Annotated in this window: 11 protein-coding genes; 9 read left to right on the forward strand and 2 right to left on the reverse strand. The window is 38.3% G+C overall.

Annotation, left to right across the window (positions count from 1 at the left end):
• Positions 1-71 precede the first annotated feature (71 nt).
• From IGJ03_RS01380 to IGJ03_RS01395, 4 genes are all read left to right on the forward strand, one after another.
• The gene (locus IGJ03_RS01380) at positions 72-1,037 is read left to right on the forward strand and encodes a DUF4822 domain-containing protein (RefSeq protein WP_077932744.1); all 966 of its coding nucleotides are present in this window, start codon (positions 72-74) and stop codon (positions 1,035-1,037) included.
• A 218-nt stretch (positions 1,038-1,255) separates the two neighbouring features.
• Positions 1,256-2,299 (forward strand): DUF4822 domain-containing protein, encoded by a 1,044-nt coding sequence (locus tag IGJ03_RS01385; RefSeq protein WP_002387660.1) that lies wholly within the window; start codon positions 1,256-1,258, stop codon positions 2,297-2,299.
• Between the two features lie 173 nt (positions 2,300-2,472).
• Positions 2,473-3,276: an ankyrin repeat domain-containing protein gene (locus tag IGJ03_RS01390; protein WP_438711062.1), complete on the forward strand. Its 804-nt coding sequence runs from the start codon at positions 2,473-2,475 to the stop codon at positions 3,274-3,276.
• Between the two features lie 51 nt (positions 3,277-3,327).
• Complete coding sequence (locus IGJ03_RS01395) at positions 3,328-4,539, forward strand: amidohydrolase family protein (protein WP_375804733.1); 1,212 nt, start codon at positions 3,328-3,330, stop codon at positions 4,537-4,539.
• A gap of 40 nt (positions 4,540-4,579) precedes the next feature.
• On the opposite strand, the gene IGJ03_RS01400 is transcribed toward IGJ03_RS01395, so the two are convergent.
• Together IGJ03_RS01400 and IGJ03_RS01405 are read right to left on the reverse strand one after the other, a co-directional pair.
• Entirely contained in the window at positions 4,580-5,392 is an 813-nt protein-coding gene (locus IGJ03_RS01400; RefSeq protein WP_375804734.1) for an alpha/beta hydrolase, read from the reverse strand.
• Positions 5,367-6,959, reverse strand: coding sequence for a PucR family transcriptional regulator (locus tag IGJ03_RS01405; protein WP_375804735.1), 1,593 nt, complete (start codon positions 6,957-6,959; stop codon positions 5,367-5,369). The genes IGJ03_RS01400 and IGJ03_RS01405 overlap by 26 nt, the downstream gene beginning before the upstream one ends.
• A gap of 122 nt (positions 6,960-7,081) precedes the next feature.
• Between IGJ03_RS01405 and fdrA the strand changes: the two genes are divergently transcribed.
• From fdrA to IGJ03_RS01430, 5 genes are all read left to right on the forward strand, one after another.
• Positions 7,082-10,093, forward strand: a complete 3,012-nt coding sequence (gene fdrA / locus IGJ03_RS01410) for a DUF1116 domain-containing protein (RefSeq protein ID WP_104859235.1) — start codon at positions 7,082-7,084, stop codon at positions 10,091-10,093.
• Positions 10,086-10,919 carry a DUF2877 domain-containing protein gene (locus IGJ03_RS01415; protein ID WP_002355250.1) on the forward strand — a complete coding sequence of 278 codons (834 nt, stop codon included), beginning with the start codon at positions 10,086-10,088 and terminating at the stop codon, positions 10,917-10,919. Before fdrA ends, IGJ03_RS01415 begins: the two co-directional genes overlap by 8 nt.
• A 9-nt stretch (positions 10,920-10,928) precedes the next feature.
• Positions 10,929-12,182, forward strand: a complete 1,254-nt coding sequence (locus tag IGJ03_RS01420; protein ID WP_002355251.1) for an MFS transporter — start codon at positions 10,929-10,931, stop codon at positions 12,180-12,182.
• A gap of 134 nt (positions 12,183-12,316) precedes the next feature.
• Positions 12,317-13,255, forward strand: a complete 939-nt coding sequence (gene arcC / locus IGJ03_RS01425) for a carbamate kinase (protein ID WP_002355252.1) — start codon at positions 12,317-12,319, stop codon at positions 13,253-13,255.
• Positions 13,256-13,261: 6 nt separating this feature from the next.
• Positions 13,262-14,482: a dicarboxylate/amino acid:cation symporter gene (locus IGJ03_RS01430; RefSeq protein ID WP_002361159.1), complete on the forward strand. Its 1,221-nt coding sequence runs from the start codon at positions 13,262-13,264 to the stop codon at positions 14,480-14,482.
• The last annotated feature ends 11 nt before the right edge of the window (positions 14,483-14,493 follow it).

Below are 14,493 nucleotides of genomic sequence, written 5' to 3' on the forward strand. Positions count from 1 at the left end.
CATTTTTCTGACAGTGGTAGTTTAGAATCGTTTGTTAAGATAGGTTTATCAAAGAAAAGGAGCGATGCTTTATGAAAAAGAAAGTATTAAGTTCGATTACTTTAGTAACATTAAGTACGTTACTTATAGCAGGTTATGCAAGTCCAGCATTTGCAGATCATGCAGCCAATCCAAATAGTGCTACAGCAAATTTAGGCAAACATCAAAACAATGGCCAAACAAAAGGCGACAAGGCGACTAAGATTTTATCTGGTACGGACTGGCAAGGAACCCGTGTTTATGATGCTGCTGGTAATGATTTAACGGCAGAAAATGCTAATTTTATTGGTTTAGCAAAATATGATGGTGAAACCGGTTTTTACGAGTTTTTCGACAAAAATACTGGGGAAACCCGTGGTGACGAAGGAACATTTTTTGTGACAGGTGATGGCACAAAACGAATTTTAATTTCGCGGACACAAAATTATCAAGCCGTAGTGGATTTAACCGAAGTGAGTAAAGACAAATTTACTTACAAGCGTTTAGGGAAAGATAAACTGGGGAATGATGTTGAAGTTTACGTGGAACACATCCCTTATCATGGGAAAAAATTAGCTTTTACAAATGGACGTGAAGCATTAACCAATCAAACTGGCAAAATTGTGACAAATAAATCAGGGGATAAAATTTTAGGAACAACCTTGTGGAATGGCACAAAAGTCGTAGATAAAAACGGGAATGATGTGACAGCGGCCAATCAAAATTTCATTAGTTTAGCGAAATTTGATCCAAACACAAGTAAATATGAATTTTTCAATTTACAAACAGGTGAAACCCGCGGCGACTTTGGGTACTTCCAAGTGGTGGACAATAACAAGATTCGGGCCCATGTATCTATTGGTACGAATCGCTACGGTGCAGCGCTAGAATTAACGGAACTAAACAATGATCGATTTACGTATACTCGAATGGGTAAAGATAATGCTGGTAATGATATTCAAGTGTTCGTGGAACATGAACCTTACCAAGGCGCATATCATCCAGCCTTTACTTTCTAAAAGTCTCTTGTCTTCTCTCTTATTTAACAAAAGAACGTCCCTCAACGTTCTTTTGTTTTCTCTTCTTCTATAAATAAATTGTTATTAGTTATAATTAAATATTATTATTAAGATAATTATAATGATTATTATTTAATAATTTGTTCATATTATGGACAGGTGGAGTTAATAACTACTTGCTATCCTTAAATTATCAAAAGGAAAGGGAGTAGTCGTTTATGAAGAAAAAAATCGTTGGTACAATTACGTTGTTGGCTTTAAGTGCGTTATTAGTTGGTGGAGCAGGAGGGGCTTTGACGGCAGAAGCATACGTTCCTCAAAGCGTAGACAATCCCAATAATTTAGGGGATTTACCTGAGTATTTACGTTCAGTTGGTATTAGACAAGATGAAGGATTATCAGAAAAAGATTGGGCTGGAACACGCGTTTATGATCGAAACGGGAATGACTTAACAGATGAAAATCAAAACCTATTACATGCAATCAAATTTGATGCAACCACTAGTTTCTATGAATTTTTTGATAAAGAGACTGGAGAATCCACAGGAGATGAAGGAACCTTCTTTATGACCGCTGGTATTACAGATGTTTCCCGTCTTGTAATTATTTCTGAAACCAAAAATTATCAAGGTGTATACCCACTTAGAACTTTATACCAAGATACTTTTACGTATAGACAGATGGGTAAAGATAAAAACGGAAATGATATTGAAGTTTTCGTAGAAAACAAAGCAACCTCAGGTCCAGTTTATGGTCGTCCGCAGCCATACCCCAATAATCGTCCCAGAACACTAGAATTCACGAATGGACGCCGTGCCATGACAGAACAAACAGGCCAGATTGATGTAAATCGACAAGGGGATGAAATTATTGGTAAAACTTCCTTTGATGGGACACCGCAACTTCTTTGGAATGGCACAAAAGTAGTGGATAAAGATGGCAATGACGTAACTTCGGCCAACCAAAACTTTATCAGCTTAGCGAAATTTGACCAAGATAGCAGCAAATATGAATTTTTCAATTTACAAACTGGTGAAACTCGTGGCGACTATGGCTACTTTAAAGTAGGAAATCAAAATAAATTCCGTGCCCATGTTTCCATTGGAACCAATCGCTATGGCGCTGTCTTAGAGTTAACAGAATTGAATGATAATCGTTTTACGTACACACGAATGGGTAAAGATAACGAAGGAAACGATATCCAAGTCTATGTGGAACATGAACCATACCAAGGAACTTTTAATCCTGAATTTACCTTTTAAGAACAAAACATACGAATGGAAACCAAAAAAAGTTTCGACTTCTTTTGGTTTCTCTCTTTTTAAAATAGAAAAACAGAGAAAGCGTTTTAATCGACAAATAAAAAAAGATTCGTTAGATTAGAACCACTGGAGAAAAATCTCATATTTCTCTCGAGGAAAGGAAGTTGAGCACAATGAACAAAAAAATTTTAATGGGGCTATTAAGTTTCGTGACCATTCCATTACTTGCTGCGTGTCAAGGAGGAGAAACACCCTCCGCAGCGTCAAAAAATAGTCAAATGGTGACTACTCAAAGTAGTGCAAAAACTGAAAGCACCAGTACAACCCGTTCGATGGCTCAAACAACATCAAAAGAGGAAGTGAAAGAACCGATGAAGACCTATGAAGTGGGTGCGCTTTTAGAAGCAGCCAATCAACGAGATACGAAGAAGGTCAAGGAAATTTTACAAGATACTACTTATCAAGTGGATGAAGTCGACACAGAAGGCAACACACCGCTCAATATCGCTGTTCACAATAATGACATTGAGATTGCAAAAGCGTTGATTGATCGGGGTGCCGATATTAATCTGCAAAATAGCATTAGTGATAGTCCCTATCTTTATGCGGGAGCGCAAGGACGTACGGAGATTTTAGCGTATATGTTAAAAAATGCGACCCCAGATTTAAATAAGCATAACCGTTACGGTGGCAATGCGTTAATTCCGGCAGCTGAAAAAGGACATATTGACAATGTGAAGCTCTTGTTAGAAGATGGACGAGAAGACATAGATTTCCAAAATGACTTTGGCTATACAGCATTGATTGAGGCAGTGGGGTTACGTGAAGGGAACCAACTTTACCAAGATATTGTAAAATTGTTAATGGAAAATGGTGCGGATCAATCCATTAAAGACAATTCTGGTCGAACAGCAATGGACTATGCCAATCAAAAAGGTTATACGGAAATTAGTAAAATTTTAGCACAGTACAACTAAGTATTGTGTCCTTTCGGGAAGGAATAAATACAGATAGGAGTGAAGGAAAGCATGAATTATTGGTTAAAAAATGTTCGAATTGAAACAGGGTATCAAAAAGAAGGTGACTGGTTATCTGGGACAGTAACCAAAGAAGTGGCAATTGAAATAACAGATGGAGTATTTACGAAAATCATCCCCAATGAAGAATTGGTAGAAGAACCTGGGTTGACAATTATTGATGGTCACCATCAATTGATTTTACCAGGTTTGATTGAAAAACATTGTCACTTTGATAAAAGTAAACTAGGTGTTCCGTGGTATCCGGTGACGCCAGCGAAGTCAATTGTGGAACGTGTCGAAGCAGAAATCCCTTATTTAGATAGTTTAGAACTTTCTTTAACAGAACGCGCCAACCATTTAATTGACTTAGAATTACCACATGGCGCGACAGCTTTCAGAACACATGTCGACGTGGAACCGATGACAGACTTACGTTATTTTGATGAAGTCCAAGCGTTGGCCCAAACGAAACCATTTACGGTAGAAATTGTCGTCTTTCCACAGCACGGCTTACTACGTTCAGATTCCGTTGAATTAGTTGATCAAGCATTGGCAAAAGGTGCCGATTTTATTGGTGGCGTGGATCCTTATTCACTAGATGGTGATTACAAAAAATCATTGGCTGAAACATTCCGCTTAGCAGCTAAACATGGTGTCGGTGTGGATATTCATTTACATGACCGTCACGAAGCTGGGACAACAACGATTAAAGAAATTATCCGTTTAACGAAAGAATATGGCCTACAAGACAAAGTATTTATCAGCCATGCCTTCGGGTTAAATGATTTCATTGGTGAAGAACGTGCCGAAGTTTATGATGCTTTAGCAGCAGAAAAAATTCATATTAATTCCAGCGTGCCAATCACACCTAATACGATTCCGCCAATTATGGAATTGTTACGTCATGGAGTCAATGTTCATCTTGGTTGTGACAATATCTACGATTGCTGGTCTCCCTATGGTGATGGTTCATTACAAGAAAAATTGGCTCGTTTAGGTGAACTTTTTAACGTGAAAGATCAAGATGCTTTAACCCAATTATTGGGCTTAGTGACAGATGGTGTCACAACTTTAGACGAACAAGGGCAAGCAAATTGGCCGAAAGTTGGTGCTGAAGCAACATACTTACTCACTGAAGCAGAATGTGCGGCGGCTTTTGTCGCTCGTCAGACACCGGTGGAAATCAGTGTGGTAAAAGGAACCACACTTTATCAAAAATAACAAAAAGAAGCGAGATTTCTCGCTTCTTTTTTTGTTATGCTTATCGTTCCTTCAACCAGCTATCCAATTGCTCAAATAAAGCGATGACCGAAGGATCTTTGGTTTGTTTTAAAAAATCATGTTCTAAATAGTAAACCGCTTTAAAGGTACTCTCAGGAATGGTCCGTCCGATTTTTTTGCTATAGCGGAACGGCACTTCTTCGTCTGAGCTGCTAGCTGTACTGAAACAAGGTGGAAAAGTTTTTAATGTTTCGTCTGACAGTGCGTAAGCAGACCAGTCCCCATTTTCTGGTAATCCGTAAAAGTGCGACAATAGCGCTTGCTGAATACTGTAATGATACAGCAGATAGCGAGAAAGAAAAGGATCATCCCAAACAGGCTTTGTTTGGTCGATGGTAGCTATTTCTTTAGCGGAAATGGCTTGCTTTAATAATTTCCGTGGCTCTTTAATAAATTCTAAATCTGTATAGCCGTAAAAATTGACTAAAAATTGTGGCGTCAAATTTAATGTTTGTAATTGTTTGGTTAACTGTAACATTAAATAACCGCCAGCGGAACGCCCGCACAAACCAAAGGGCTGGTTTTGAATAATCTCTTCGTTTAACAATTGGAAGGTTTCCGTTAGCGTCCTTAAGATGTGATCGATTTTTGTATTTGGAGCCAACAAATAGTCCAGTGCTAAAACGGTATAGCCATTGCTTGTAAACAGCTCCTTCAGTTCTTCTGGTAAATCACTTTTGGTTCCATAAATCATCCCGCCACCGTGTAAATAGACGACATAGTTCGTTGGTTCAGTCGTAGTGGGGTAGATAGTAACTGTTGCGCCATTAGCGAGTGTTTGAGTGTTTTTCAAGTGCACGTCTCCTCATCTTTATAATGTATGTGGCAATTTCATAATTTAACAATTGCAAGGGATTGGCTAAGTCAATATCAAGAAGTTGTTCCACTTTGTTTAAACGATAACGAATCGTTTTTGAATGAAGAAACATCGCTTCAGAGGTCTGTTTATAGTTGCGATTATTTTGGAAAAAACTGTACAAAGTTTCAAATAAATCGTAGTTGTTTTCGGCTAATTGATAAAGTGCGCGAGGAATTAATTCGTCTAAATTTTCCAATTGGTCTTCGCGGATAAAATTTTTAAATACCCCAATATCGGCTAAGGTGACAATTGGTCCGTTATAAAAAGTTTCATTAAAGCGCAGAATGTCCAGGCATTCAATCAGTAGCTCTTTAATCCCTTCTCGTGATTTTAAACTGCTGACGGCAACGGTAAGCGTGTCGTTTTCTTCTAAAAGTTCAGCTAATAAACGACTTAATTGCAGCTTTGTAATTTTTCCATCACTTTCATTGAAGTTAAAAAGGACCGCCGAATAATTTAGCTGATCGAAGAAAATGGATTTCACACGCAGGGTACGAAGTAAGGCAATAATTCGTTCTTTCATGAGTTGTGTATTGGTGTCTTTGGTAGAAAAAGCAATCGCTTGGTAAGAATCTAGCTCTTGCATTTGCACTTCACGAAGCAAACTGTTTAGCTCGTCAGGATTTTGCGGTGTATTTTGTAAAATAGCATCCGCTAAGTTGTTCAAACGAGTATACCGTTCTTTTTTTAACAAATTTTCGGTATTGAATTTTTCTTGTAAGACATCAATCGCATTTTCGATAATCACTAAATCCGTTTCTTTAACCTTTTCATCTTGTAAATAAACCAGAAGTAAACAATTAGTGGAATAACTATTGAAAATAGAAACTTCTAGTGCCAACTGTTTTTTGGGGTTGGCATGAGAATAAAGTGTTAAAAGAGAGTAATCATTTTTAGTGAACTCACTGTTTTTTAGTTTTTCTCTTGAGAGCACAATCGCATCATGGGGTAAGTCGCCATCGCTAATTTCCAGATGTTTATCCAACATTTTTAAAGCGAAGGGTAATTTAATGATGTCATAAAATTCTTGCATAATCGTCTCAACCGTTGGGTAGTGACGCTCTAATTTGGTGAAACGTTGGCGCACATCGTAATACGTACGTAAGACATGCGACTGATAATTCAACAAAGGCTCGTAAATCGTAAACAGAATTTTTTCATAGCTAATGTCTTGTGTGATTTTAATTAAAGGAATTTCATAATTGAAACATAATTCGATAAACCACTCTGGAATCATTTTAATGAATCGATCTGTTTTCAAAATTAAGCCGCTGATGCCAATTCGGCGCATCTTTACGAAAAAATTTTCCAACTCTTTTTCTGGTAAATCATGCAATGCGTAGAAAGAAGTCAAAATTAACTGATTCTTTCTACTCCAGTTCTCGATATCAATCGCTTCTAAGACCATTGCCGAATCAACTTCATTGTCTAAACCAATCTCTTTCGTCAAAATTTTACCTTTTTTTAAGTCACCTATCGATAATAACTCTCTTAATTTCATCGTTTTCTCCTTTTTTCCTCTTATGGATAAAAATTATACCATTTTTTTAGAATTATGTCCGATGAAAACACTTTCTCGTTTCGATACAATAGCATTGTAAGGAATAGATAGGAGGATGAACAATGTTACACACAGTAATTTTGAAAAACAATTACCAAGACTCCATCAATTTAATGTTATTGACCAATAAAATCAATGCATTAGATGGTGTAACCATGAGTCAAATCATGATGGGAACAGATGCCAACAAAGACATCCTTAACAACACGAACTTGTTAACGGATGAGGCCAATAGTGCATCTGCAAACGACATGATGATTGTGGTTGACAGTGAAAAAGAAAACATCATGGAAGAAGTTATGCCAGCGATTGATGAATTCTTAGATGATTTATCAGCAAAGGGAACTAGTGAAGAAGCACAAGCAGCAACTTCTTGGTCAGAAGCGTTTGATCTTTTACCAGAGGCGAATGTAGCGCTATTCAGTATTCCTGGTGAATATGGTGCGCCAGAAATGGAACGTGCCTTAAAAAATGATTTACACGTGTTCTCTTTCACGGATAATGTGTCAATTGAAGATGAAGTACGTTTGAAAAAATTAGCGCATGAAAAAGGCTTACTAATGATGGGGCCTGACTGTGGAACTGGTATTATCTCAAGTATTCCAATCGCCTTTACAAATGTTGTTTCTCCAGGAAACATTGGCGTTGTTGGTGCTTCAGGAACAGGGATTCAAGAAGTTACAACGATTATTGACCGCTTAGGTGGCGGAGTTGTTCACGCCATTGGTACTGGTGGTCGTGACCTAAGCGACAAAGTAGGCGCTATCACAGTGAAAGATGCTATTGTGGCCTTAGAAAATCACGAACCAACCGATGTGATTACAGTTATTTCTAAACCACCTGCAAAAGAAGTTCGTGATGAAGTGGTTGAATTATTACAAAGTATTTCAAAACCAGTCGTTGCGATTTTCTTAGGAGAAAAACCAACAAGTCACGAAGGCAAAGTTTATCTAGCTCATACATTAGAAGAAACAGCTAAAATTGCTGTTGATTTAGCAAATGATGTGGCCGTGAAGAAAAATTACTTTGAAGCATTAGCAAAACCAGCTGTACCAACATTACCAGAAGATAAAGTTGTAAAAGGCTTATATTCAGGTGGTACATTAGCTTCTGAAGCAGGTATGTTAATTTCTGAAGCTTTAGATCTTGGCGGTTTAGTGAAAGCAGAAGGTTATGTCTTGAAATCTCACGGTTATGAAGTCATTGACTTAGGTGATGATATGTATACACAAGGTCGTCCGCACCCAATGATTGACCCAGATGTTCGTATCGAAAAAATTCGTGAATACGCACAAGATGAAAAAACTGGGATTATCTTATTCGATGTGGTGTTAGGCTACGGTGCTCATGAAGACATGGTTGGTGCATTATTACCAGCAATTGAAGAAGCGCGTGCCACAGCCAAAGAAGCCGGACGTGATCTTTACTTTGTTGCAACTGTTTGTGGGACGACGAAAGATCCGCAAAATTACCAATCATCGGTTGATCGTTTGAAAGAAGGCGGCGTTTTAGTTGCAGAAAGCAATGCTAAAGCTGTTCAATTAGCTCTATTGCTAAAAGGAATCGAAATTTCAGAAGACGATAAAGAAGTGGTTGCTTACAACGGACCAACTGTCGATGTACCAAAACCAGGCGAAAAAGTAATGGAACTATTAACAACCAAACCAAGAATTATTAACGTTGGGTTGCAAAGCTTTACAGAATCAATCGTTGATTACGGTGGCCAAACTGTTCAATTCAACTGGCGTCCGCGTGCTAACGGCAATAAAAAAATGATTAAAATTTTGGATGCTTTGGAAGATTACAGTGAACAAATCGAAGCTGAAAATCACAAAGTAACAGACAAAATTAAAAATGCACAACCATTCTTAGTAGATGTGGTACCTGCGAAATCAGTGATTCCAGAATTAAATGATGACGCACAAAAAACATTACTTCATGCTGGACCACCAATCCAATGGTCTGAAATGACTGGACCAATGAAAGGTGCTTGTATCGGTGCAGCATTATTCGAACGTTGGGCAGACAACGAAGAAGATGCTTTGAAGATTTTTGAAGCTGGCGAAGTACGTTTCATTCCTTGTCACCATGTAAAAGCAGTTGGACCAATGGGCGGTATTACTTCTGGTAATATGCCAGTCTTTGTTGTAGAAAATCGCTTAGAAGGTAACGAAGCATACTGTATCTTGAATGAAGGTATCGGTAAAGTATTACGTTTTGGTGCTTATTCACAAGAAGTGGTTGATCGTTTAGATTGGATTAAAGATGTTTTAGGACCAACGATTGCGAAAGCCTTGAAACTTTCTGAAGAAGGCTTGAACTTAAACGTATTGATTGCGCGCTCTATTACAATGGGTGACGAGTTCCACCAAAGAAATATTGCCGCATCTTTGAACTTCTTAAAAGAATTGTCTCCATTAATTATCAAAACAGATATTCCAGAAGATCAAAAATACGAAGTAATCAAATTCTTAGCTGACACAGATCAATTCTTCTTAAATGTCATGATGGCAACTGGAAAAGCAATTGTTGATGGTGCCCGTAAAGATACCAACGGAACGATTGTCACAACGATGACTCGTAACGGCGTGAACTTTGGGGTCCGGATTGCAGAAACAGGCGATCAATGGCATACCGCACCAGTAAATACACCAAAAGGTCTTTACTTCACTGGTTTCAGCGAAGAAGACGGAAATCCTGATGTCGGGGATAGTGCAATTACTGAAACAGTAGGCGTTGGAGCAATGGCTATGGTAGCTGCACCTGGCGTAACACGGTTTGTTGGTGCAGGTGGCTTTGAAGATGCGTTAGCAACCTCAAATGAAATGGCAAAAATCTGTGAAGGACACAACCCAACATTCTCAATTCCAACTTGGGATTTCCAAGGAACTTGTTTAGGAATTGATATCCGTAAAGTGGTGGAATTGGGAATTACACCAATCATCAATACAGGGATTGCACACAAAAATGCCGGTGTTGGTCAAATTGGTGCAGGGACAGTTAGAGCACCTCTAGGCTGTTTTGAAAAAGCCCTAGAAGCGTATGCTGAGAAACTAGGCATTACGGTTGAATAACCAACTAGTCATTAGTGACTACATTTTTCCTATCCACCAATATGGCAAGATGGGAACCATTCACAGTGTTTTTGAACGTTCATTTAATCTGAAAGTCCAGGATCAATTAATCAATGTTGCAAACTTCCATAATTATTTATCAAGCTTTGGTATGTTTTTGCCAGATCAATTGTTTCAAGAAATCTTTCCGTATGTACAACAAGGTAATAAAGTCAAAATCACAGAAAATCAGTTGACCTTTTACAGTACAGTCGGCGTGAAAACGATCCAACTCACACCTGCCGAGGTCGTTTCTTTAAACATTACTCATTTCAAGTTAGAAAAAGACCAATTACGCTTGTTGCGAGACCGCTTATTAGCGAGAAACTTAGAACGTAGAATTGGCCTGCCTTTAGACGAACGAGCAAAGCATATTTTCAAAAAAATGAGCCAAAAACAAAAAGTTTGGACACTATCGGAATGGCAAGAAGTAACGAATTATCTGATTGGTCGGGGCAAAGGGTTAACCCCGAGTGGTGATGACATTTTAGTAGCGTATCAAACAATTCTGTTCATACTTGCTGATGAAAGAGCTGCGGCGTTAGCCGCTACTCTTTCGGCAGCAAATTTATCCACAACAGATGTTAGTAAAGGCTATATTGCAAGCTCGGCTAAAGGATATGTAAATTCATTGTTGTATCAGTTACTCTTGGATTTGGAGAACCATCGGGATAATAGAGTTGACGAAAATATTGACAGAATTATACAAATCGGACATTCCTCTGGTAAAGATATGTCATTTGGAATGTTACTAGCTTTACAATCTGTAGAGTTAGATGAGAAGTGAGGAGAAGACATGGAGAATAGTAAAAAAAATCAAGCAGTGCAAGTGAGCAATAGTTACTGGATTAAAGTCGTAGCCATTTTCTTCGTAGGCTGGATTTTAATGTACGCAACACGAACTATTTTTAATCCAGTGATGGGGGTCATTGGAGAACAATTTGGTCTAAGTAACACACAACTTGGTTTAGCCAATAGTATCTTCTTTCTAACCTATGCTGTTGCACAGATTCCTTTTGGGATGATTGGCGATAAAATTGGGCGGAAATTAGTCATTGCTGTTGGGTTTATCGTTCTTGCTATTTCTACTTATTTTAGTGGATTAGCGACAACCTTTGTTATGTTTTTAGTCATTCGTGCAATTGCTGGTATTGGTCAAGGAGCTTACTATGGGCCACAATATGCGCTATCGACAGAAGCGATTCCAGCAAGTAAACGGACCATCGGTAATGCCATCATCAATAGTGGGATGGCCTTCGGTACATCAGGTGGGTACTTACTTTCAAGTAAGTTGGTTTTAGAAAATGGTGAACATTGGAGCAAACCATTCTTTATCATGGCGATTCCAACGTTTATCGTAGGAATTCTTTTCTATACAATTTTGAAAGAAAAAGTGATTCGTCCTGGTGAAGAAGCTGCACGAGCAGCTGCTGAAGAAGGACCGCAAGAAAAGATCTCATTAAAAGAAATTTTCTCAAATCGTAATTTATTAGCCGCATTTATTTTATGTTTCACAAGTATTTATGCAAACTTTGTCATTATTACTTGGTTGCCACAATTTTTAATTGCTGAACGTGGCTTTACAGGAGCGAGCGTTGGTTTCATTTCATCACTTGTACCATGGGCCTCTATTCCAGGCGCCTTAATCTTTGCTCGTTTGAATGATAAAACAGGTGCGACGAAAAAATTAGTCTTTACATTAGTACCTTTAGCAATCCTATCTGTCTTTGCGATTGCTTTTGTAACAAATCGGACATTGTTAATTTCTGTTTTAATTCTTTATGGGTTAACAGGGAAATTAGCGTTAGATCCAATTATGGTGACTTTTGTTACCAAACATGCACCAAAAGCGGCCTTAGGAACAACGTTAAGTGCCTATAATTTTATCGGGATGTCAGGGTCAATCCTAGCACCGTATGTCACAGGATATTTAGCAGATACAGCAGGCTCAATGCAAGTTGGCTTCTATCTTTCTTGTGTACTATTAGTTATTGGTTTACTAGCTTTTGCTTTCTTAGCTAAAGATGAAAGTAAACCGAAATTAGGTTAATTATCCCTTCGATAATGACTGAAACAATCAAAATGAGCAAGACAAAATCTTTCATTTCGTAAACAAATTATTTCTTATCCGTCGATACTGAAAAGATTTTGTCTTTGCTTTACTAAAAAGGAGCGAATCAATCAATGAGTTTAAACGTAATTGCCCTAGGTGGGAATGCTATTTTAGATACGGATCCAACAGATGAAGGCCAAAAAGCCGTCGTTAATCACGCGGCCAAATATATTGCAGAATTTGTTGCTAAAGGGGAACAAGTCATTGTCTGTCACGGAAACGGACCACAAGTAGGGAATTTGCTTTTACAACAAAAAGCAGGCGAAAGTGAAAAAAATCCAGCGTTGAAATTGGATACTTGTGTTGCGATGACACAAGGAAGCATCGGTTACTGGTTACAAAATGCTTTAACTAATGAGTTTGAAAAACGTAACATTGCTAAACCAGTTATCTCTGTAGTTACGCAAGTGCGTGTGGACAAAGAAGATCCTTCGTTTAAAAAACCATCCAAACCAATTGGTCCATTCTATACAAAAGAAGAAGCTGACGCGGAAGCAGCCAAAGATGGCTCTACGTATGTGGAAGATGCTGGCCGTGGCTACCGAAAAGTTGTTCCATCACCAATGCCTAAAGAAATTGTTGAAAAAGAGGCGGTTCGTGCTTTAGTAGAGGCGGACGTTTTAACTATCTGTTCTGGTGGCGGGGGCATTCCGGTCGTAGCAGAAGACGGACAATACGTAGGCGTGGAAGCGGTTAACGACAAAGATTTCTCTGCACGTGTTTTAGCTGAAAACGTTGATGCAGACCGTTTGATTATTTTGACAGGCGTTGATAACATCTACATTAATTACAATCAACCAGATCAAAAAGCATTAGAACAAATCAGTGTAGCCGAAGCAGAAGAATACATTAAAGAAGGTCACTTTGCTGCTGGTAGTATGCTACCAAAAATCGAAGCTGCCTTAGACTTCGTAAAAGGTGATGACAAACGGAAAGCAATCATTACTTCTATCGAAAACTTAGAAAACATCGATAAAGAAGCAGGAACTGTGATCAGTCAAAAGGGGTAGTTTACCATGAAAAAACCGTCCATGATCACCCAAATTGCAATTGCTGTTGTCGTAGGAATCCTCGTAGGACTCTTGATTCCTGCTAGCGGCAATTACTTGAAAATAGTTGGAGATGTCTTTTTGCGACTGATGCAAATGGCTATTCCTATCTTGATCTTAGGGCAAATTGTCCAAGCAGTTGGCAGTATTAATCCAAAAGAATTAACGAGCCTTGGGGGTAGAACAATCGCTGTTTTCGGGATTTCCTCCTTAGCTGCCGCTTTATGGGGCGTACTAATGGCAGTCATTTTTAATCCAGGATACGGTGTTAAAATGACTGGCTTCCAAGATGCTTCTATTAAAGCGCAAGAAATCTCAATCACTGATACGATTTTAAATTTCGTTCCGAAAAATATTTTTGATTCACTGACTCAAGGATCGATTATTCAAATTATTGTCTTTGCATTATTTTTTGGTTTAGCACTGAATAAATACTTACAAAGCCATCCAGAGACACAACTCTTCCAAATAATTGTGGACTTTAATGAAGTTATCATTACAGTCATTCGATACGTCATGTATCTAGCACCTCTGGGGATTTTTGCTTTAATTGCTTCAACAATTAGTCACTTAGGCCTTCAAATTATTTTACCGTTAGTGAAGTATCTATTGGTCTATGGATTAGGAACTATTTTATTTTTGGGCATCTGGATTTTGGTTATCACATTGTACTGTAAAGTAAGTCCACTACGTTTAATTACAAACATGAAAAATATGTCTGTGATGGCCTTGGCGACAACTTCTTCAGCAATTACTTTACCAGTAGCTTTGGAAGAAACAGAAACAAAATTAGGTTTAAGTAAGCGAATTACTAACTTAGTGTTGCCGTTAGGTATGTCATTAAACAGTAACGGTTCAGCGATGCATATGGCTTTTACTGTAATGACTATTGCGCAGATGTATCAGCTAGAGTTTGATATTACGAAAATGATTTACTTAGCAATTACAGCAACGTTTGTCTCACTAGCAAACGCAGTTGTTCCCGGTGCGGGCTTAGTCTCACTGGCAGTGATTGTTCCACAAATGGGTTTACCCATTGAGAGTATTGCAATTTTTGCAGGCGTCGAATGGTTTGTTGGCATGTTACGAACAATTTTAAATGTCAATTCAGATGTTTACTCTGCTATTCTAGTTGCAAAATCAGTGGATGAAATTGACTATACTGTCTTTAACAGTAGCAATAAGTAGTGAAAAAAGGG

This window comes from Enterococcus sp. DIV1315a, assembly GCF_051712325.1.
Lineage (GTDB): Bacteria > Bacillota > Bacilli > Lactobacillales > Enterococcaceae > Enterococcus > Enterococcus faecalis.